Source organism: Brevibacillus sp. BC25 (assembly GCF_000282075.1).
Taxonomy (GTDB): domain Bacteria; phylum Bacillota; class Bacilli; order Brevibacillales; family Brevibacillaceae; genus Brevibacillus.
In genome coordinates this window covers 1-20,921 of the sequence record NZ_AKIX01000067.1, presented here as the reverse complement: position 1 = coordinate 20,921, position 20,921 = coordinate 1, and the positions used below count along the sequence as shown (strand labels likewise).

Below are 20,921 nucleotides of genomic sequence, written 5' to 3'. Positions count from 1 at the left end.
AAGTTATGGGAAATGAAAGGTGAGATTGAAAAAATGTGGACCTTAATTGAAAAAACAACAAGGAATGACAAAGGCAAACCTGCTGAAAGGCAGGGACGCAAAGCCACGGGTCTAAGGACGGAAGTCAAATGACTTTCGCAGCTAGGACAGCCGGGTTGCCATACCGTAGTCATGATGGACTGTCGGTGGGCAGTCTTTTTTTTGTTGAAAAAAGAGAAGGGAGAAGTGATTCGGTATGAGAAATAGTTTGAAGAATAAGCTAATTATCGTTTTGTGCCTGCTGTTGGTTATTAGTTTGGGTACGGTTTGCGGTGCAAGCTATTGGAGTGCTTCCAATCTTTTAGCAGACAGTCTGGACAAAGAAGCTGAGTTGTCAGCTAGCAATCTCTCGATTCGTATCGATGGTTTCTTTCAAGAGAAAATTGAGATTGTAAGTACGATCGGAGGGTTGATGTCGGCTGATCAAAATGTCGAATTCGACCTGAAACTCATTCAAGAAGCCCAAAAGAAAAACCCCGAGTTTGAGACGTTCTTCTTTTCGCATGACTTAAGTGGTAAGAAAGTGATCAATTTCATGGGAGAAGTGACCGACATTTCGGATCGTCCGCATATTAAGGAAGCTAGTAAAGGGGAAGGGAAGGTTGTTGTCTCCGAGCCAGTCATTTCGAAGCGGACAGGGAATAACATCGTGACCCTTGTCGTTCCATTGATGAAGGACAATCGTCAATACGGTTATATCGGTTCTACTATTCCTATCAATGAAATCCAAAAAAAGGTGTCCGAAGAGAAATTTGGCGAATTTGGCTACGCCTTTTTAGTAAGCAAAACAGGAACATTTATTTATCATCCGAATAGCGAGTACATTCTGAAGGAATCGATTCTCGACATGGGTATTCTTGAGCTTCAGACTGCTTTTGAAGATATCAAGCAAGGGAATCATGGAATCGCCCAATATATATACGAGAATACAGAGCGATTTGCTTCCTATTCTCCTACCAGTTTGAACTGGGGCGTATACATCACTGCACCCGTAGCGGAGCTGCATGCGCCTGTCGATCAACTGTCAGTCCGATTGATGGTTATTTCCCTCATCGTATTGGCAATTGGGGTTGTCCTCGTTTATTTCTTGGCTGTACGCATGGTGAAACCAATTGAGCGTCTGAACCACGCAGTAAATGTAGTGGCGCAGGGGAACCTGAAAGAGACCGTAACAGTTGATGGAAAAGACGAGATTGCCGTTCTGTCACGTGACTTTAACCAGACCGTATCGCACTTGAAAAATTTGATCGAAGACGTATCTCTATCGTCTGATCAAGTACAGCGGTTTAGTCAGGAAGTATCCGAAGGCATTAAACAAGCGACGGAAAACATCAACCAAATCGGTTCGTCTATTGCACAGATTTCTGAGGGAGCAGAGGCGCAGGCCACTAGCTCGCAGGATGTCGCGTTGTCTATGAATGACATGGCAGCAGGAATCGTGAAAATCGCGGAGACGTCTGCACATGTTTCAGAAGCTGCCCAGATAGCAACAGAGCAGGCAGAACAAGGAACTGCTGTGGTAGAGCAGGCAGTTCGCCAGATGGGAAGCATTGGCGAGGGAACATCGAAGGCGACAGTAGCCATCGAGCAGCTCAACAATCGTTCCAAAGAAATCGAAGGCATTCTCGATACGATCAGTCAGTTGACCTCGCAAATCAATTTGCTTGCCTTGAACGCTTCGATTGAGGCAGCACGTGCCGGCGAGCATGGACGTGGGTTTGCTGTAGTTGCCGGAGAGGTGAAAAAACTGGCGAACCAATCCGAAGAATCCGCATCCAAAATTGCGATGCTGATCGGGGAAATCCAGCAGGATACTCATCATGCGGTAGAGGTCATGACCGCGGGCAACCAAAACGCACAGCAAGGTATTCAACTGGTCGAAGAGGTTCGCGAAATCTTCGGGCATATTTTGGAATCTTCTCGTAACGTTGCCGCGCACATTTTGGAAGTATCCGCAGCATCTGAACAAATGTCAGCAGGCTCCCAACAGGTGAGTGCTTCTGTAGATGAAATGCATAGCATTGCGAAACATGCTTCACTCGACGCACAAACGGTGGCAAAGGCAACCGAAGAGCAGCTTCAAGCCATCCAGGAAATTGGCCAGTCTGTCGAGAGTTTGAACGCAGTGGCAGAAGAATTACAGCAAGGAATCGGCAGGTTTACTGTGTAGGAGGCAGCTCAACAGGTTGTAAGTCCTCTTTCTTTGAAAGGGGGGATGCCATTAAGGATGATGGAGTTTATTTCTGATAACTAAATTCATTACCGTTTAACAGGAGGAGAAACCAGATGAAAAAATTTACAAAAACAATCTTGGCGAGCACACTCGCTGCAACAATGCTCATGACATCAGGAACAGGTGCTTTTGCCGCAACAGCGGTTAAGCCTGTCACAACCGTAGCTGCTGAAACTGCTAAAAAACCGCAAGCGAAGAAGTTTGAATCCCGTTTGGATGAAATCATCGCGAGAGGCTACATCCTCGTAGGTACTCCAGGGGACTACAAACCATTTACATATTTGAATCCGAAAACAAACCAATTCGAAGGTTACGATATCGATGCGATGAAAGAATTCGCAAAAAGCCTGGGAGTAGAGGCGCGTTTTGTCCAAACCTCTTGGCCGACACTGATGGACGATCTCTTGGCAAATAAATTCGATATTGCTGTCGGAGGCGTTACGCGCAACACAGACCGTCAGAAAAAAGCACACATGAGCGATCCTTATATTATGTTCGGTAAAGCTCCGCTGATTCGTGCAGTTGACAAAGACAAGTACAAGAGTGTAGCAGACATTAACAAGCCAGAGGTGCGCATTGGTGTGAATCCAGGTGGCACCAACGAAAAATTCGTTCGTGAACATCTGACAAAAGCAACTGTAACAGTTGAACAAAACAACCTCGACATTCCTGGTCTGGTAGCAAGCGGTAAGTACGATGTGATGATCACAGATACGCTGGAAGCAATTGTGTATTCCAAAGCAGATTCCCGCCTGTATCCAGCTCTGACCGACAATCCGTTCACGAAGAGTGAAAAAGGCTACATGATCCATCGCGGAGACACCATCTTCGCTAACTACCTGGATCTGTGGATGGACGAGATGAAACTTCAAGGAATGTTTGATGAGCTTTACAACAAATGGGTAAAATAATCCGATAACAGACAAGCAGCCTGATTCTGGGCTGCTTTATTATTTTTTAAAAACGGTAGCATCACAAAATCAGGCAATTTGGGTATATATGCAGTTTGCTTTTTCAGTCATTGCATGGTACGATTACAGCTATGTTCTTTAGGGTGCTACGTACAATCGGGGATAAAAGGGCATGTTCCGGATCGTAAGGAATAGTGCCCTTTTTTTTGAGAATTTTATAGATGAAGGTATTGATAAAGGAGACTGACATTCATTGGCGACTTTTAATGATTTTGGCTTACATCACTCCATTGTTAGAGCGTTGAGCAACATGGGCTTCGAAGAGGCTACAGCGATTCAGGATCAAACGGTTCCTGTAGCACTGCAAGGTCGTGACCTGATCGGTCAGGCACAAACAGGTACTGGTAAAACGGCTGCATTTGGTATTCCACTGATTGAACGCTTGGATGAAACAAGCGGAAATATTCAAGGGGTTGTTTTGACTCCAACACGTGAGCTGGCTGTTCAGGTTGCAGAAGAGATTAATAAAATTGCCCAATTTAAAAACATCTCTGCCCTGCCAATCTATGGTGGTCAAGACATCACGCGTCAAATCAAAGCGTTGAAAAAACGTCCACAAATCATCGTAGCAACACCTGGTCGTTTCATGGACCACATGAGAAGAAAAACCATTCGTCTGGATGCCATTGAGGTTGTTATTTTGGATGAAGCGGATGAAATGCTGAACATGGGTTTCATCGACGACATCAAGGAAATCTTGAAAGAGGTTCCAGACAATCGTCAAACGCTGTTGTTCTCTGCTACGATGCCGAGAGCGATCCAGGAAATTGCGCAACAGTTCATGAACGAACCAACCATTATTCAAGTGAAAGCAAAAGAAGTAACCGTGCCAAACATTGCACAGGAATACATGGAAGTAGCTGAAAAGCAAAAGTTCGATGTACTGTGCCGTTTGCTGGATATTCACTCCCCTGAGCTGGCTATCATTTTCGGTAGAACCAAGCGCAGAGTTGATGAGCTGTCCGAAGCCCTGACCAAGCGCGGTTATGGTGCAGAAGGTATCCACGGTGACTTGAACCAAGCGAAACGCGACAGCGTGCTCCGCAAGTTCAAGGAAGGTACGATCGAAGTGCTGGTAGCGACTGACGTGGCTGCACGTGGCTTGGACATCAGCGGTGTAACGCATGTATTTAACTTTGATATTCCACAAGACGCCGAGAGCTACGTTCACCGTATCGGTAGAACGGGACGTGCTGGTAAAACAGGTCTGGCAATCACGTTTGTGACTTCCCGTGAAATCGACCATCTGCGTCTGATTGAGCGTACAACGAACCGTCGCATGGAGCGCCGTGCGGTTCCTTCGATGGCTGAGGCTTTGGAAGGTCAACAAAAGATGACGGTAGACAAAATTCTCGAAGCATCTGGAAGAGACGATCTGTCTCCTTATAAAACGCTGGCAGAGCAATTGCTGGAGGATGTCGATTCCGTAACACTCGTATCCGCAGCACTCAAGCTGTTGACCAAAGAACCAGATATGACTCCTGTTCGCCTGACAGAAGAGGCTCCTCTTCGTGTAGGTAAGAAAAAGCTACCTCCGAAAGGAAAAGGTGGCTTCGGTTCCGGTTCCGGTTTTGGTGGAAAGCGTCCATCTCGCCCACGCAATGGCGACTCTCGTCCGCGCAGTGGTGACTCTCGTCCACGCAGTGGTGACTCTCGTCCGCGCAGTGGTGACTCTCGTCCACGCAGTGGTGACTCTCGTCCACGCAGCGGTGACTCCCGTCCACGCAGTGGCGAATCTCGTTCACCACGCAGCTAAGAATCGAGCGGTATTGTAAGCAAAGACTGGTGTGCACTTGTGCGCATCGGTCTTTTTTCATGTTGACCTGCCTGCGAATATTTAGGGTGATCTGTGACAAACTAGGAGTGTTTTGGCACGGATTTTTCGCGCAGGGAGAGAGTGCACGCATGAGGAAAACAGCCATTGGAAAGTGGGCTGGTATTTGGCTCGCCGTATTGGGTGGGGGGATGTCGGTTCATGCAACTGGACATTCCCTTGATCAAGCGAAGGAGATTTCTGCGATTATCGAGCCAACAGACATTACTAAAGAGGACGCCATACGAATCGCCTTGCAGCAGGTAAAAGGGCGGGTTGTCCATGTTGAATTGGAAAAAGACGAAGGTGTTCTCGCGTATGAAATTATTATTCTCACCGAGCAAAATCAGGTGTTTGAGATCGATGTCGATGTGAAGACTGGAAAAGTGATCAAGGTTGAATCGGAAAATTTGTAAGGAGAAGGCTTCTGCAACTGGGCAGAGGTCTTTTTCCTATGGGCAATTAAGTTTTGGCAACAACGAGTCAGACAAATTCGCGCTTTGATTTTGTTGTTACCCCCTATGAAAACGCTTTATATTTAAGGTGTACACATTATCATTTTAATCATGTCAACATCTCATAAATAGGGGTAAAGGAGGGTGCAGTATGGAGAGCGTGGAAACAAAAAACTCTTCGGGTGGAATACGGGTCTCGGTACAAAAGTTTGGACGGTTCTTGAGTGCGATGGTGATGCCAAATATCGGGGCTTTCATCGCTTGGGGATTGATTACCGCTTTATTTATCCCAACAGGTTGGCTGCCTAACGAAAATTTGGCCAAACTGGTTGGACCGATGATTACGTATTTACTGCCACTACTGATCGGTTATACCGGCGGGAAAATGGTCCATGATGTTCGAGGTGGGGTCGTAGGTGCAGTCGCTACGATGGGGGTTGTCGTAGGTGCAGACATCCCGATGTTCCTAGGAGCCATGATCATGGGTCCTTTGGGCGGCTGGGTCATAAAAAAAGTGGACCAGTTGTTCGAAGGAAAAATTCGTTCCGGCTTTGAAATGCTAGTGAATAACTTTTCTGCGGGTATTGTTGGCGGGTTACTGACGCTTTTGGCTTTCCAAGCAATTGGGCCTGTCGTTGTAGGCTTGAGCAAGGCGCTTGCAGCGGGTGTAGAAGTCATTGTAGGTGCAGGATTGCTGCCGCTTGCCAGCATTTTCATCGAGCCAGCGAAGATTCTATTTCTGAATAATGCGATTAATCACGGTATTTTGAGCCCGATCGGTCTGGATGAAGCGGCGAAGATGGGGCAATCGATTTTCTTCCTGCTTGAATCCAATCCGGGGCCAGGTCTGGGAATATTGTTGGCATACTGGCTTGCTGGGAGAGGCAGTGCCAAGCAATCGGCGCCGGGTGCTGTCATCATTCACTTCTTCGGGGGTATCCACGAAATTTACTTCCCGTATGTGCTGATGAATCCACGTCTGATTCTGGCGGCTATTGGTGGCGGGATGGCTGGTGTGTTTACCTTCACGCTGCTTGGTGCAGGCTTGGTGGCGCCTCCGTCTCCAGGTAGTATCTTCGCCTTGATTGCAATGGCACCGCGGGGTGGATTGCTTCCGGTACTGGCTGGTGTGTTGGCAGCGACTGTCGTGTCCTTCCTCATCGCGTCTGCTCTCTTGAAAATGAGCGCGAAGACAGACGAAGATGAACTGGAAAAAGCGACAGAAAAAATGCAAGAGATGAAAGGCAAAAAAGCACAGGCACAAGAAGCGGTAGAAGCTCCAGTGAAGAATGAGGTAGCTGCTGCTGACGTGAAGAAAGTCGTCTTCTCTTGCGATGCGGGAATGGGCTCCAGTGCGATGGGAGCGGCGTCCTTGCGCAAAAAGTTCAAGGATGCGGGCCTGACCGAGATTACGGTCATCAATACGGCGATCAACGACATTCCAGGTGACGCTGATATCGTCATTACGCACAAGTCTTTAACAGAAAGAGCGCAGGTCAAAGCGCCTTCTGCTGAGCATATCTCCATTGAAAACTTCTTGAATAGTCCCGAGTATGACAAGTTGGTCAAACGCCTGGGGTAAAGGGAATCAACGCTAGTGAGAGCTAGCGTCTTCCCTCTTTGGCGTTGAGGAGGGAACGAAGACATGCATGTATCCTCTCGACAGCGATCTATTATCGAGATTTTATTGAAGGAACAAAAAGGAGTTACCGTTGGTTCGATCGCCGAACAGATTGGTGTAAGCGGCCGTACCGTTCACAGGGAATTGGATGTGCTAGATTCCTTGCTCGAAGAATTCGAACTGGAGTTAGTCAGAAAAACAGGTTCAGGGCTTGAAGTGGTGGGGACTGACGAGCAAAAGCGTGCACTCAGAATGTCTGTCCTGCATCACATGACGAAGGAGTACACCGCGCAGGAACGTAAGGCCATCATCCTGTGCGCGCTCCTGGAAGCATTGGAGCCAGTCAAGCTAATTTCGCTGGCGATCGATTTGAAAGTGACGACAGCGACCATTAGCCATGATCTGGATGATTTGGAGAGCATGCTTGCTCGTTACGATCTGTCACTCTTGCGAAAAAGAGGGTACGGCGTAGAGCTGCAAGGTACAGAGTCATCCAAGCGACGGGCTATCAGCAGATTGATTGCCGAGCATCTGGACGATCACGAATTGATTGGGATTATCAAAGAAAATATTCAAAACAAGGCACTGCGAGACATCGATTCGATATCAGAACGGCTGCTTGGCTTGATTGACCGGGAAAAGCTAATCAAGGTCGAGAATGCATTGAGCCATCTGGACGAGGAGCTTCCCTATCCTTTGGCAGACAGCGCCTATCTCGGATTGGTCACGCATTTGGCATTGGCCATGGAACGGATTGAAAAAGGGGAAGGCATTCATTTTGACGAGAATACCCTTAGTGAATTGAATGGAACTCCCGAATACGAAATAGCCAGCAACATCATGGATCGGCTGAAGCAGATTTTCCAAATGGAGATCCCTGCGGATGAGATCGGCTATATTACGATGCATTTGCGGGGAGCCAAGCTACGGCATTCTCCTGATGACCAGGTCTGGACCGAAAATACGGAGCTCATGGTCATTACGAAACGCTTCATTCAAGCCTGCGAAGAACGCTTGGACATACCGCTTGGCAATGACGCCTCGCTGTTCCATGGTCTACTGACGCATTTGGAGCCAGCGTTGTACCGATTACAGCGGAAGATGGAGATTCGCAATCCGATTCTCGAGCAGATCAAGCAAAACTATCCTGAGCTATTTACCGTAACAAGTGAAGCAGTCCATACGATCTTGCCAGAGCTACAGGTTCCAGATGAAGAGATCGGGTACCTGGTGATGCATCTTGGTGCGGCATTGGAGAGAACGCGCCATGAGCAGCAGTGGTACCGGGCATTGGTGGTGTGCTCCAGCGGAATCGGCTCCTCCAAGATTTTGGCAACGCGCATCAAAAAAGAAATACCGGAAATCGTCAGCTTGAAAAATCTTTCTATGTTTGACCTGGAAGAGGTTCCGGCAGCGGAATATGACTTGGTCATTTCCACCCTTCCATTGCCGCTCGATCCAGCGGAATATGTCGTGGTCAGCCCGCTGCTTCCGCCAGACGACATTCAAAAAATTAAATATCAATTGCACACGACGAGCCAGAAACGATCCCATAAGGAGAAAAGTCAGCTGGTTCCCGCAGGACAGCAGTCCATCGAACAACTAAGGGCCATGCAATACTACGCTGCGTATGCCAATGAGCTTTACGATGGGCTATGGGGAATGAGATGGGATAACCGAGAACAGGACATCGCCCAGCTTTTGAGCCAAATCAGCAAGGGGCTGAAAGAGCGTGGAACGATCGAGGAGGTCGAATCGGTAGTCAAGCAGTTGATCGAGCGGGAAAAGCTCGGCGGTTTGGGGATTCCGGGTACATCCTTGGCTCTTTTTCACGGAAGAAATGAAGCAGTGAACAAGGCGTCCTTTACGTTTCACCAATTGCGAGAGCCCGTCCTTCTTCGCTCGATGGATGAAGAAGTGATATCCATTGACATGCTTCTGCTACTTTTAGGGCCGAAAGAAGTGCCGAAGGAAGGACTGGAAGTACTCAGTGAGATCAGCTCCCTTTTGATTGAAGAAGAAATGCAAGCGGTTTTGAAAACAGGAGAAACACAGCAAATTGCTGATTATATAGCAGGCAAAATGTATGCGTTTTGCCTCAAAAAGATAGGAATGGAGAGAACGAAATGAAAAACATACTGACAGCAGAAAAAATCATGTTGAATGCAAAGGTAGCCAATAAAGAAGAAGCGATCAGACTGGCAGGACAATTGCTTGTGCGTGCAGGCCACGTAACGGAGGCGTATCTAGAGAAAATGCAAGAGCGCGAGCAGTTGGCGACCACTTACATCGGAAGCGGCGTAGCCATCCCGCATGGAACAAACGAATCAAAGGCAGAGATTCAATCCACTGGGATCTCCATTATTCAGGTTCCGGAGGGCGTAGATTTTGGAGAAGGAAATACAGCTTACTTGCTGGTAGGCATTGCTGCTGTTGGAGACGAGCATCTGGAGGTGCTCTCGAACATTGCGATTCTTTGCTCCGAGGAGGAAAACGTCAAGCGGATTGTAAACGCGGCTTCTGCGGAAGAAATCATCACGATGTTCTCCGAGGAGGTGTAATCCCCTATGCTAGCAGTACATTTTGGAGCAGGGAACATTGGGCGAGGCTTTATCGGGCAACTGTTACAAAAGGCTGGCTATGAAATTGCGTTTGTGGATGTCAATGCGGCTTTGGTCGATGAGCTGAATGAGCGAAAAATGTATCGCGTGCAACTAGCAACAACAGGAAAACCGGAGTCGGTCGTGGAAGGAGTTCGAGCGATAAATGGTCAGGATGTAACGGCGGTAGCTGAAGCGATCGCAACTGCCGATTTGGTTACGACGGCAGTTGGTCCTAACATTCTTCCGCACATTGCAGGGGCCATCGCAGCCGGTATTACCCGGAGACTTTCTGTTCATGCGAAGCCACTGAATGTGATTGCATGCGAAAACATGATTGGCGGCAGCGAGAAGCTGAAAGAACATGTGTATGAGCATTTGACCGAATCGGTTCAAGCAGAGGCAGCACAATGGATCGGATTCCCCAATGCAGCTGTAGACCGGATTGTTCCTTTGCAGCAGCATGATGACAAGCTTCTGGTGATGGTTGAGCCGTTTTTCGAATGGGTGGTAGATTCCTCGCAGATGGTGGGAGAAGTCCCGTCCATTGAGGGCGTTACCTATGTGGAGGATCTTGCGCCGTACATCGAAAGAAAGCTGTTTACCGTCAATACAGGTCATGCGGTCATCGCGTACCTGGGGTATCAGTTGGGGATGAAAACGATTGATGAAGCGATGCGAGACGATCGGATCGTTCAGGTCGCTCGCGGGGCTCTTCAGGAGACAGGTGCACTGCTTGCTGCCAAGTACGGATTTGACCCGCAAGTTCATGGGCAGTATGTAGAAAAAATCCTCGGCAGATACACCAATCCGCTGCTGTCGGACGATATTGTCAGGGTGGCACGTTCGCCGATCCGCAAGCTGTCGCAGCATGATCGTTTGGTCGGGCCAGCGCTGCAATGCATGGAAAAAGGAATGAATCCAGAGTATTTAGGTCTGGCAATTGCAGCGGCACTGGCATTCGACTATCCCGAGGATGTGGAGTCCGCACGGATACAAGCAAGCCTGAAAGAGTTTGGCTGGGAAAATACATTACACAATTGTACCGGCATTCCGGCAGGTCATCCTCTTGAGGAGATCGTGCGCGCACAGGCACGCAGATTAAAGGAATGGTCAGGTAGCCATTGAGAGAGGCTGGTGTTACGATGTCCCAAAAGATCACAGGTGTAAAAGCTTCAGCAGGTATAGCCATTGGCAAGGCGTTTTTATTGACAACGCCCGATTTACAGATCAATACCGTAGCGATTGAAGATCCGGCGAGTGAAATCCAACGCTTTCATGAGGCGTTGGCTCGAGCAAAAAATGATTTGGAGGACATCGTTCTGCGCGTGGAGCGGGAGATGGGTACGGATCATGCAGACATTTTCAAAGCTCACCTGCTCGTCTTGGAAGACCCGGAACTGGTCGATACCGTCAAAGATAAAATCTCAAACGAAAAGACAAACGCTGAAAGTGCCTTGAATGATGTCGCACAAGCATTCATCGGACTTTTCGAGCAAATGGACAACGAATATATGAGGGAGAGAGCAGCGGATATTCGTGACGTGACCAAACGTGTACTTTCTTACTTGCTCGGGGTACCGTTTGCAGGACTTGGTGAGCTGACAGAGGAAGTAATCATTGTAGCGGATGATTTGACGCCCTCCGATACGGCCCAATTAGACCGTCGCTATGTCAAAGGTTTCGTCACGGATATTGGTGGACGAACCTCGCATTCTGCGATTATGGCACGTTCTCTGGAGATACCTGCTGTTGTCGGAACACAAGGAATTACTCGTGCAGTTCAGCCTGCGACGCTCATCATTCTCGATGGGCATGAAGGAATCGCGATTATCGACCCGAGTGAAGAGGAGATCGCTGTCTACAAACGCAAGCAGGCTGATTACGAAGCGCAAAAAGCCGAACTGGCGAAGCTTGTGAACAATAAAACGGTCACGTTGGACAATCATCATGTCGAGCTTGCCGCCAATATCGGAAGTCCTGAAGATGTCGCTGGGGCAAACGCCAATGGTGCTGAAGGTGTCGGGCTGTTCCGCACTGAATTTCTGTACATGGGACGCAATGATTTTCCGACGGAAGATGAGCAATACATTGCGTACAAGCACGTGCTGGAGCATATGGGCGACCGCCCAGTGGTTATTCGCACATTGGACATTGGCGGGGACAAGCATCTCTCTTACTTGGCTTTGCCAGAAGAAATGAACCCGTTTCTTGGGCATCGCGCGATCCGGTTGTGTCTCGACAACCAAGAACTGTTTCGTACGCAACTGCGTGCTCTGTTGCGCGCAAGTGTACACGGGAATTTGAAAATCATGTTTCCGATGATTGCGACACTGGAGGAGTTCCGCCAGGCGAAAGCGATTTTGGAGGAAGAGAAAAAATCATTGGTAGATCGCGGAATTGTAGTATCCGATCAGTTCGAAGTGGGTATCATGATTGAGATCCCTGCTGCGGCACTGATGGCCGATCAATTTGCACGCGAAGTTGACTTTTTCAGCATTGGAACCAATGATTTAATTCAATACACAATGGCAGCCGACCGTATGAACGAGAAGGTCGCTTATCTCTACCAGCCTTATCACCCTGCCGTTTTGCGTTTGCTGCACAACGTCATTAAAGCAGGGCACGCGCAGAACAAATGGGTAGGTATGTGCGGAGAGATGGCGGGCGACCCAATCGCGATCCCGATTCTATTGGGAATGGGTCTGGATGAATTTAGTATGAGTGCAGGGAGCATTTTGCCTGCGCGCCAACTGCTGAGTCGTTTGAGCGTGGAGGACGCAGCGAAACAGATTGATGCGATCTTACAGATGAGCACTTCTGCGCAAGTAGAGGCGTTCGTGAAGGAATGGCTTGAGAGAGTGTAGCGAAGGAGGCATATCAGAATGATAGAGAAAAAAATAGTGGTTCAATTGGCACACGGCCTGCATGCACGTCCTGCTGCGAACTTTGTGAAGGTGGCCACGTCTTTTTCCAGTGAAATTAAAATCATCAAAAATGAGAAAAATGTAAATGGCAAGAGCATCATGGGTATTATGGCAGCAGCGATTGGAAAAGGGGAAGAAATTACCCTGATCACGGATGGTGTCGATGAACAGGAAGCGATGGCAGCATTGGAAAAAGCATTGACCGCACAGGAATAGTGAAGAGAAAAGGATGGACGAAAAGCCCCTCAATTTGAGGGGTTTTTCTGTTGTTCCGGAAAAGTTCACGTAGACAGAAGTTGTGCAAAAGGGTGCGAAAAGGGGGTCAGTCGCTTTTGGGCTCGTTGTTCTTCTAAAAGCAGCTCCATTTTCAGACGGATGCGCTCCGAGTGTGTAGTTTTGTAGAGGGGGATTACCAAATTCCGTATTTCCAAAGGATCGGTCGTGAGATTGTACAATTCGTAATCAGTCATCGTGGGGTTGTATACATCTTCAGCAAAATAGCGGGAGTATTTCCATAAAGCGCTGTGCCCGGCGGAATACATGTAGGCCAGGACCGTTTCAATCCGATTCGGAGGAATGACAGAGTCATAGGGTTGGTGTTGCACACTCACTTGATGCTGTCCTTTTGTTACATCATCGTCCGTCATGAAGTAGATCGGCTCGCTGGAGATAGATTCCGTATCATGGGACAAGATGATCGGGGTAAGATCACGACCGACAAGAGAGCGTACCTCGCTATGTGTATAAGTGAGTTCCTCACCAAGCCTATCTATGTCTGCTCCAGCCATACCGAGCAGTGTCGGAAGAATATCCACATGACTGGTTAACAGCACTGTGGAGGTTGCATGTGGAAAAAGGAGTGGGTTGTGGATAATGAGGGGAACGTGAATCGCCTCTTCATAGGCACAGTACCATTTTTGATGTAGATTGCCGTGAGCACCCAACAATTCGCCGTGATCGGATGTGAACACGACGAGTGTCTCGGGATAAAACGAGCAGGAGGCGAGTGCTTCAAGAACACGCATCACTTCCCGGTCGGCGTTTTTCTGGAGCTGATAGTACAGTCTTCGATAATGGGCATGGTCTGAAATGGGCTGGAACGCTTGTGGATATACTTCCCGATAACTCACTTGGCAGCGCGGTTTTGTCGCAAGTGATTCGTGCTGTGTAGGGGGCGGGGCAACAGTGGGAACGGACTTATCCACATGGAAGCGAAAAAACGGTAAGCTCGCCGAGATATCCCCATAGATGGCGATATCATGTGGATTGACGAAAGACGCCACGATCAGCCAAGGATGGTAGCTTTCAACGGAGTTTTTTTCCTGGTCTAATGCATGGAGCAACTCGATGACTTCGCTGCTGTATACCACATCACGACCATTTACTCCGATGGCTGCGGACGAACCGGAGTTATGCGGCGCTATTCCATGCGGTTCAGGCCCTATCCAACTGGAAAAGCCATAGCCGTCCAGCCGATCAGCAAGCAAGTATAAGCGCTCTTTATCTGGATCAGGAACTCCCGTTATAGGGATATAGCTGGGGATAGGAAAGTGGGTACCCGGTACCCAGATGTCGGCATCGGATATATGCCACTTGCCTTTATAGAAACACCGATACCCCGCTTGGCGAAAATAATTTCCCATCGTCGGGACGGTATTGCGATCGAGCCAGAACATGTCGCTGTCGGGAGATCGTTTAGCGACGCCGCCGGTCTGGGTGACGCCGTGTAAAGAGGGATACTGACCGGTGAACAAGGTAGCTCTGCTAGGGCAACAGCCTGTGGAGCCGACGTAGTGACGCTTGAACTCCAACCCATGCTCTCGCAAAAAAGCATGAGCGTGGAGTGTATCCTCGCTCCATGTACGTATCGCAGGCTCTTCATAAACAGGGGGAAAGCGTTCCTGATCCACAATGATGAATAAGATGTTCGGTCGTCTCCTCAACCATTTTCTCGACATATAGATCCCCCTCGGCAAAGATGTACACATCTTTATCAACATATGGGGATAAAGTTTGTCCTTATCCACAAAAAAACTCGCCGATTTCTTGATAATCGGCGAGTTCGAATTCGGATATTTGGTTATCCACAGCTTTTTATACCAATACAAAGGAGAGTACCGACAAAAGAATCGAAGTAATACTCATGGCAATCAGTGGGCGAGCCGCTTTTGTTCGCAATGCGCGCAGATCGACATTGAGGCCAAGCCCGACCATAGCCATAGTGAGCACAAAGGTTGTGACATTGGCGATACCATTATGGAACGCTTCTGAGACAGGAATGAATGTACCGAGAACGTAGCTTCCAAAAACACTCATGGCGAGGAAGCCGATCAGGAACCATGGGAATTCAATCTTGGTGCCACTTTGTAATTTCCCGGAGCGTTTCATCCAAACCATCAGGATAAAACAGAGCGGGACCAACAGGAGCACACGCCCCAATTTTGCCAGCAGTGCAATGGCTAGCCCATCTTGACCCGCTGGTGCAGCAGCCAATGCGACATGAGCAATCTCGTGCAGACTAATTCCTGACCACATGCCGTATTCGACCGCGGACAGGGGAAGGAATGGACGAAGGATCGTGTAGGCAACAGCAAATAGGGTTCCGACGAGTGCGATCATTCCTACCCCAATGGCGGTATCTTCATCCTTGGCAGCAATGATAGGGGAGACGGCTGCAATTGCCGCTGCTCCACAGACGCCTGTACCGACTCCGAGCATGAGGGAGAGGGAAGAATCTGCTTTCAGCCACTTGGCTATCAGCATCGTAACCGCGATGGCAAAGATAATGACACCAGCGTCATAGACGAGAAGCCCGAGGCCTTCATTCAAGACGACGTCGATATTGAGCTTAAGACCGTACAAAATAATAGCCAGACGCAGTAAACGTTTGGCGGAAAATTGAATCCCTGATCGCAATGCTTCCGGATATCCACGAAAATGCCGGTATGCGACCGCGATCAGGATCGAACAGGCGAGGGGGCCAACTTGTTGAAAGCCAGGTATTTTTGCTAAGCCGTAGCCTGTCAGGGCGATGAAAAAAGTAAAAGCGATTCCAGCTATCCACAGCGAAAAGGATGCGGGGTTACTTTCGTTGTTTTTTGCGGGCTGTACACTGGCATTGCTTTCATTCAATGGCACGCTGCTTTTGATCGGAGTTGCCATTGCCATCACTCCTCGAAAAGATTTACAAACTCAGCATACGGCAACTGTTATAATAAGAAAAATAAATCATTGCGATGATCATCATAAGTGAAATGAATGGTTAGTGGTGGAAAGGAGAGTGAAGGCAGTTGGATCAGCATTTGCTTGTGTTCGTGACCGTTGCAGACAGACAGAACTTTTCCCGAGCTGCAGAAGAGCTCCATATGACGCAGCCTGCCGTTAGTCAGTATATTCATGCGCTGGAGCGCACGATAGGGACAAAGCTCCTGGAGCGAAGCAACAAATATGTTCGCTTGAATAAAGCGGGGGAGATTGTCTATCACCACGCTCGAGAGATCTTGGGCTTGTACACGCGGATGCAGAGCCTTGTGGATGATTTGATGAATACACCAAGCGGGCATTTGACTATTGGCGCCAGCTACACATATGGAGAGTATGTGCTGCCTCATGTCATTGCGCGTCTACGTCAGTATTACCCAATGATTACCCCCACGATTACGATTCACAATTCCACAGTCATTGCTGAGCTGGTGGCGAAACGACAACTCGACGTCGGGATTGTTGAGGGGGAGTATGTGGACGAAAAAATGTGCGTGGAGCCGTTTGCTGATGATCGTATGTATTTGATTGCTTCCCCAGAGCATCGATTGGCCGGGCAGACTGAGGTCAGCATTGACGAGCTGGTGAAAGAAACGTGGATTGTGCGGGAAGAAGGGTCAGGCACGAGGGAAGCGGCTGAAAAAATGTTTCGCCAACTGCAATTCACACCGCAAAAGCGAATGGAGTTTGGCAGTACACAGGTGATCAAGGAATCAGTGGAGGCTGGCCTGGGAATCAGCTTACTGTCTTATTGGGCTATCCGCAAAGAACGCAAGCTTGGCACGCTCTGTACATTGAAGGTGACGGGGACACCGGTTACCCGTGACTTTTCGCTCGTCACGAAATCCGACGAGTTTCATACCAAAGCATTGGACATCTTCATGGATCTTATCCGCACACATGTGCCGGAGGGGGCCCATACGTAAAAGAGGAAGCGGCACGATCGGTACGTGCTGCTTCCTCTTTTTTATTTCAAACGGACGAGTCTGGATGGGCGAGTGTAAGACGAAAGGTTGTTCCTTCTGGAGAAGTACGAATCAATTCGACATTTCCGCCGTGTACTTTTGTCAATAGTCGAGAGATCGTTAGGCCGAGCCCCAAACCCTGTTTCTTTTTGCGTTTGCTATCGCCTCGATAGTACCGTTCGAAAATGAATGGAACCTCTGACTCAGGAATTCCCTTTCCATTGTCGGTTACATCGATGGAGAGGAAGTCACTCTGATTATGGACGCCGATGTTGATTTGCGTTGCACTTGCGGCAGCACTATTTTCCAATAAATTGAGCAAAATTTGTTTGACATGTGATTCATCGCCGATCCATACGATTTCTGGTCCAGTCGGGTTAACTGTCACAGATACATCTGCAAATGAAGGCAAGGTTTGCACCTGTGCGACTATCTGATCCAACGTGCTATCGATTTGAATGGATTGCTTCTCGACGAATACCTCGCCTGCTTCCATTGACGAAAAATCGAGCAGGTCATTGACCATCGTCTGGAGTCGCTTGGCTTCGTCCATGCTGATTTGCATGAATTCATCCGCATCTGCACCCTTCACAACGCCGTCTTTGACCGCTTGAATCATCCCGCGGATGGACGTGACAGGGGTACGCAGCTCATGGGAAACACCAGCCAAAAGGTCGGTGCGCATCCGCTCTAGTTGTCCAAGCCGTTTCGCCATTTCGTCAAAGGAATGAACCAACTGGCTGATTTCCGCTTCTTTGATTTTGGAGGAATTGGGCAAGGAAGGCGTATAATTCCCGCTGGATATTTGCTCTGCCGCTATTGCCAACTGCCGCAGGGGCTGTGTTAACGAGCGAGACAGCACATAGACGATAGCCCAACCGCACAAGGTGATGATTCCGATGGAAACCATGATCGTGATATAGGTGTGAACCAAATCATTGTTAAGAGGCGTGCTGACATAATAGGTGCCTGCGACTGCATTGTGTTCATAGTAAGGGACACCTACACGCAGCCAGGTAGCTCCCTTTGTGGCAACAACCTCCCGTATTTCTTTCGTTTTGTCCACCGGTTGGGCAGGGTTAGGTAGCGGCGCAATGGTAGCGGTCGTCGTCTGACTCACCATTTCCTTCTTGAACGCCTTGTCCGCATCATCGTAAATCTGTACCACGTGATCGATTGGGACAGTCGGCATGACTCGAAATGCGATCATGGCGGTAGTGGCTGCGGGTGTTACGGTGTCAGGAATAGCCGGAGACGTAGGGCCAGTCACAGCAGTGACAGCCTGATTGGAGATACCAACAGTTGTTTGTGCCAAATCCTCTATCTTTACAGAAGAAGTCGAGGTGTCCTTGGCAAGCAACACCTTGGTATACGAATCAGCGAGCAACTCTGTTCTTGCTTCCAATACTTGAAACTGTTGTTCTGTAGCTGCTTTGTTAATCCAATAGATGCCAAAAAAGCCAATGCCAAAAAGAATGACAGATAATATCAAGGCATAGCGCCACGTCCAGTAACGCAAGAGCGGTACAGCAGTTCTGGTAGAAGTAGATCGATTAGTAAACACGCAGGCTATACCCCATTCCTCTGATTGTGCTGATTTCCCCTTCGGAAATCGGCCACGGCAGCAAGCTTTTGCGCAAGCGCTTCACTGCGGTATCCACAGAGCGATCGCCCCCTTCAAAATCCATTCCCCAGACCTGATCCAGCAACTGATCTCGGCTGAAGCATTGGTTCGGATGTCGCGCCAGGAAAACAAGTAGTTGCCAATCCCTTGGCATTAAGGAAAGGGGTGCTTTCCCGATTAAGGCATTTTGGGCCGTAACATCTATGGAAAGTGTCCCGAGTCTGATCGTATCTGCTTCGGCGATATAAGAGGAACGGCGGAGCACAGCTTGTACACGGGCCAACACTTCTTCAGGATCAAATGGCTTGGCGATGTAGTCATCTGCCCCTTGTGCCAGTCCCTGGAGCTTGTCTGGCACGGTACCGCGCGCAGTGATTATGATGACGGGACAACTGCCGTATTGGCGAATCTGATCAAGTATATCCAAGCCGTCGTGATCGGGCAGCATCAGGTCAAGCAGGACAAGATCTGGTTTCCAGGAGAAAAAAGTCGGAATTGCCTCGTGATCACCCTCATTCCATTTTATCTCATAGCCCGCCCGTTCCAGGTAGACCTGGACAAGTCGGGCAATCGGCATTTCATCCTCGATGAGTAGAATTCGTTTCACGAAGAAACACCTCCTATCTATCTCAAGTCAATTTGTACTTATCATAGCAATGATAGACATCATTTTGACTGACATCATTTGTAAAAAAATTCTTGTTCAGTTGTTTAGCATAATGGAGTTATGTGTCCGATAAATGGCGAAGGGCATAATTAAACCTCTGGCAGTTTCCTGTCAGAGGTTTTTGTGTGTGCTTGAAAGGCAACCCTTATTTTTTGATGGCAGCTACTGAGACTGTTGTACCTTTTGTGATCTTGCCTTCTTTTTCGAGCTGTTTGATCAACTCTTCCACGGAGATGCCCATTTCTTTTGCCATTTGCTCCAAACTGATTGAAGGGTGAGTAAAGGAAGCTGCTTCACCAGTGGCGATCGTGCCTTCTTTTTCAAGCTGCTTGATCAACTCTTCCACAGAGATGCCTTTTTCTTTTGCTACTTCTTCCAGATTGATAGTTGTCGTGGAAGCAATCATTTCCAGCGTGCCTTCTTCTTTAAGCTGCTCGATCAACTCTTCTACGGAGATGCCTTTTTCTTTTGCCATTTCTTCCAGGTCGATTGTCTTACTGTTATCGCTGTTGGCATCGAATTTCATGAAGGAGAAGCTAGTTGTCAGATCGCTGTCTTTCGTGTTAATAGCTGCTCCTTTCGTCAGTTTGCCTTCTTTTTCAAGCTGCTTGATCAACTCTTCCACAGTGATGCCCTTTTCCTTTGCCATTTGCTCCAGGTTAAAAATCGGTTTTAGAAGAGCATCTGTACCATCTGTGTTCACCATTTTCAGTGGAGCAGAAGAACCAGTCGTTTTCGCTGGTTCATTTGCCGCAAACGCGGAACCTGCCATTGCGGATACTGCCAGAGCCATTACTGCCATTGCCATTTTCTTTTTCATTGTAAAATTCCTCCTTGGGGTTCTGTATATGGTGGTGAGCCTTGTTTGCGGGCTTGCCCGTCTCGGCTACAACACAAATTTAACGGGGGCGTGTGTCCGTAATATGACCGGAATATGGAAAAGTGACGGAATGCCGAAAACGCTTGCATTTTTCCGTACCTTGTTCTACATTAGAGACAGGTAAAAGAGCACGTAAATCGCGTGAAATCTTCTACCCACAAGTGAATAATCAAAAGGCAAAGGTGCCCTTGAACACGGCTTATTTTTCGTGTTTAGGCACCTTTTTTTACTTTTGATCAGGGATGTTGTCTTGAAAGGAGTGACACGCATGGAAAAACCAATTCGAGCGACGCCGCTTGCGATCCGACTGATTCCCAATGTCGATCCTCAATTTGCGGAGAAGCTGAACCTGCCTTCCCATATTCGCAGTCTGGGTCTTTTGACTTCAACGATTGACGATGTGGGGTATACGGCCATTGATGAAGCGACCAAAAGTGCAGCGGTAGAAGTTGTGTATGCCAAGTCGTTTTATGCAGGCTCAGGCCATGCGTCTGGACCGTTGTCCGGGGAGTTCATCGGGATGATCGGAGGCGCGACGCCATCGGAGGTGCAGAGCGGACTGGATGCAGCCGTTGCATTTATGGAAAGCGGAGCATGCTTTTACTCTTTGAATGATGAAGGGACGCATGCATATTACGCCCATGTTGTGTCGCGGACGGGCAGCTACTTGTCTCAAACCGCCGGAATTCGCGAAGGTGAGCCGCTTGCTTACTTGATCGCTCCGCCGCTGGAGGCCATGTATGGTATTGATGCCGCCCTCAAGGCTGCAGATGTACAAATGGTTCAATTTTTTGGTCCACCGACAGAAACGAACTTTGGGGGAGCACTACTCACTGGCAGCCAATCGGCATGCACGGCAGCCGCC

At 48.6% G+C, this 20,921-nt stretch carries 17 protein-coding genes and 1 riboswitch; of the genes, 12 read left to right on the top strand and 5 right to left on the bottom strand.

Translation table 11 applies throughout. From position 1 onward, the window contains the following. The first annotated feature begins 62 nt into the window (after nucleotides 1-62). Nucleotides 63-163: riboswitch (cyclic di-GMP riboswitch) on the top strand. 72 nt (nucleotides 164-235) lie between these two features. The 10 genes from PMI05_RS18705 to PMI05_RS18660 all read left to right on the top strand — a co-directional run bounded on the left by PMI05_RS18705 (nucleotide 236) and on the right by PMI05_RS18660 (nucleotide 12,875). Next, the gene (locus PMI05_RS18705; RefSeq protein WP_007725007.1) at nucleotides 236-2,209 is read left to right on the top strand and encodes a methyl-accepting chemotaxis protein; all 1,974 of its coding nucleotides are present in this window, start codon (nucleotides 236-238) and stop codon (nucleotides 2,207-2,209) included. 116 nt (nucleotides 2,210-2,325) lie between these two features. Further along, nucleotides 2,326-3,183 carry a transporter substrate-binding domain-containing protein gene (locus PMI05_RS18700; protein WP_007725004.1) on the top strand — a complete coding sequence of 286 codons (858 nt, stop codon included), beginning with the start codon at nucleotides 2,326-2,328 and terminating at the stop codon, nucleotides 3,181-3,183. A gap of 253 nt (nucleotides 3,184-3,436) precedes the next feature. Beyond that, complete coding sequence (locus PMI05_RS18695; RefSeq protein ID WP_007725000.1) at nucleotides 3,437-4,999, top strand: DEAD/DEAH box helicase; 1,563 nt, start codon at nucleotides 3,437-3,439, stop codon at nucleotides 4,997-4,999. A 149-nt stretch (nucleotides 5,000-5,148) separates the two neighbouring features. Next, nucleotides 5,149-5,472 carry a PepSY domain-containing protein gene (locus PMI05_RS18690; protein ID WP_007724997.1) on the top strand — a complete coding sequence of 108 codons (324 nt, stop codon included), beginning with the start codon at nucleotides 5,149-5,151 and terminating at the stop codon, nucleotides 5,470-5,472. Nucleotides 5,473-5,662: 190 nt separating this feature from the next. After that, complete coding sequence (locus PMI05_RS18685; protein ID WP_007724995.1) at nucleotides 5,663-7,093, top strand: PTS mannitol transporter subunit IICB; 1,431 nt, start codon at nucleotides 5,663-5,665, stop codon at nucleotides 7,091-7,093. 63 nt (nucleotides 7,094-7,156) lie between these two features. Then, complete coding sequence (locus PMI05_RS18680) at nucleotides 7,157-9,262, top strand: BglG family transcription antiterminator (protein WP_007724993.1); 2,106 nt, start codon at nucleotides 7,157-7,159, stop codon at nucleotides 9,260-9,262. Then, complete coding sequence (locus PMI05_RS18675; protein ID WP_007724990.1) at nucleotides 9,259-9,693, top strand: PTS sugar transporter subunit IIA; 435 nt, start codon at nucleotides 9,259-9,261, stop codon at nucleotides 9,691-9,693. The genes PMI05_RS18680 and PMI05_RS18675 overlap by 4 nt, the downstream gene beginning before the upstream one ends. Nucleotides 9,694-9,699: 6 nt before the next feature. Continuing rightward, a complete protein-coding gene (locus tag PMI05_RS18670; protein ID WP_007724976.1) occupies nucleotides 9,700-10,860 on the top strand; it encodes a mannitol-1-phosphate 5-dehydrogenase in 1,161 nt (386 codons plus the stop codon). A gap of 17 nt (nucleotides 10,861-10,877) precedes the next feature. Then, nucleotides 10,878-12,599: a phosphoenolpyruvate--protein phosphotransferase gene (ptsP, locus tag PMI05_RS18665; RefSeq protein ID WP_007724974.1), complete on the top strand. Its 1,722-nt coding sequence runs from the start codon at nucleotides 10,878-10,880 to the stop codon at nucleotides 12,597-12,599. Between the two features lie 18 nt (nucleotides 12,600-12,617). Further along, complete coding sequence (locus PMI05_RS18660; protein WP_007724972.1) at nucleotides 12,618-12,875, top strand: HPr family phosphocarrier protein; 258 nt, start codon at nucleotides 12,618-12,620, stop codon at nucleotides 12,873-12,875. Between the two features lie 65 nt (nucleotides 12,876-12,940). On the opposite strand, the gene PMI05_RS18655 is transcribed toward PMI05_RS18660, so the two are convergent. Next, complete coding sequence (locus tag PMI05_RS18655) at nucleotides 12,941-14,617, bottom strand: sulfatase-like hydrolase/transferase (RefSeq protein WP_007724963.1); 1,677 nt, start codon at nucleotides 14,615-14,617, stop codon at nucleotides 12,941-12,943. A 136-nt stretch (nucleotides 14,618-14,753) separates the two neighbouring features. Beyond that, nucleotides 14,754-15,821 (bottom strand): YeiH family protein, encoded by a 1,068-nt coding sequence (locus PMI05_RS18650; protein ID WP_007724960.1) that lies wholly within the window; start codon nucleotides 15,819-15,821, stop codon nucleotides 14,754-14,756. A 128-nt stretch (nucleotides 15,822-15,949) separates the two neighbouring features. Here PMI05_RS18650 and PMI05_RS18645 point away from each other — a divergent pair, with 128 nt between their 5' ends. Further along, entirely contained in the window at nucleotides 15,950-16,846 is an 897-nt protein-coding gene (locus PMI05_RS18645; protein ID WP_007724957.1) for a LysR family transcriptional regulator, read from the top strand. Nucleotides 16,847-16,892: 46 nt separating this feature from the next. Here PMI05_RS18645 and PMI05_RS18640 read toward each other — a convergent pair whose 3' ends face one another. The 3 genes from PMI05_RS18640 to PMI05_RS18630 all read right to left on the bottom strand — a co-directional run bounded on the left by PMI05_RS18640 (nucleotide 16,893) and on the right by PMI05_RS18630 (nucleotide 19,996). Beyond that, complete coding sequence (locus tag PMI05_RS18640; RefSeq protein ID WP_007724956.1) at nucleotides 16,893-18,449, bottom strand: HAMP domain-containing sensor histidine kinase; 1,557 nt, start codon at nucleotides 18,447-18,449, stop codon at nucleotides 16,893-16,895. Further along, a complete protein-coding gene (locus tag PMI05_RS18635; RefSeq protein ID WP_007724955.1) occupies nucleotides 18,439-19,116 on the bottom strand; it encodes a response regulator transcription factor in 678 nt (225 codons plus the stop codon). Before PMI05_RS18635 ends, PMI05_RS18640 begins: the two co-directional genes overlap by 11 nt. Nucleotides 19,117-19,321: 205 nt before the next feature. Then, entirely contained in the window at nucleotides 19,322-19,996 is a 675-nt protein-coding gene (locus PMI05_RS18630) for a hypothetical protein (protein WP_007724954.1), read from the bottom strand. A gap of 328 nt (nucleotides 19,997-20,324) precedes the next feature. Here PMI05_RS18630 and eutL point away from each other — a divergent pair. After that, nucleotides 20,325-20,921, top strand: a 597-nt coding sequence (gene eutL, locus PMI05_RS18625) for an ethanolamine utilization microcompartment protein EutL (protein WP_007724953.1), incomplete at its 3' end; no start/stop codon positions are given.

Excerpts from the sequence above, each read along its gene's own strand:
- PMI05_RS18655 (WP_007724963.1), bottom strand. The coding sequence starts at position 14,617 with ATGTCGAGAAAATGGTTGAGGAGACGACCGAACATCTTATTCATCATT.
- PMI05_RS18680 (WP_007724993.1), top strand. The coding sequence starts at position 7,157 with ATGCATGTATCCTCTCGACAGCGATCTATTATCGAGATTTTATTGAAG.
- PMI05_RS18650 (WP_007724960.1), bottom strand. The coding sequence starts at position 15,821 with ATGGCAACTCCGATCAAAAGCAGCGTGCCATTGAATGAAAGCAATGCC.
- PMI05_RS18670 (WP_007724976.1), top strand. The coding sequence starts at position 9,700 with ATGCTAGCAGTACATTTTGGAGCAGGGAACATTGGGCGAGGCTTTATC.
- PMI05_RS18675 (WP_007724990.1), top strand. The coding sequence starts at position 9,259 with ATGAAAAACATACTGACAGCAGAAAAAATCATGTTGAATGCAAAGGTA.
- PMI05_RS18700 (WP_007725004.1), top strand. The coding sequence starts at position 2,326 with ATGAAAAAATTTACAAAAACAATCTTGGCGAGCACACTCGCTGCAACA.
- PMI05_RS18630 (WP_007724954.1), bottom strand. The coding sequence starts at position 19,996 with ATGAAAAAGAAAATGGCAATGGCAGTAATGGCTCTGGCAGTATCCGCA.
- PMI05_RS18685 (WP_007724995.1), top strand. The coding sequence starts at position 5,663 with ATGGAGAGCGTGGAAACAAAAAACTCTTCGGGTGGAATACGGGTCTCG.
- PMI05_RS18660 (WP_007724972.1), top strand. The coding sequence starts at position 12,618 with ATGATAGAGAAAAAAATAGTGGTTCAATTGGCACACGGCCTGCATGCA.
- PMI05_RS18705 (WP_007725007.1), top strand. The coding sequence starts at position 236 with ATGAGAAATAGTTTGAAGAATAAGCTAATTATCGTTTTGTGCCTGCTG.
- ptsP (WP_007724974.1), top strand. The coding sequence starts at position 10,878 with ATGTCCCAAAAGATCACAGGTGTAAAAGCTTCAGCAGGTATAGCCATT.
- PMI05_RS18690 (WP_007724997.1), top strand. The coding sequence starts at position 5,149 with ATGAGGAAAACAGCCATTGGAAAGTGGGCTGGTATTTGGCTCGCCGTA.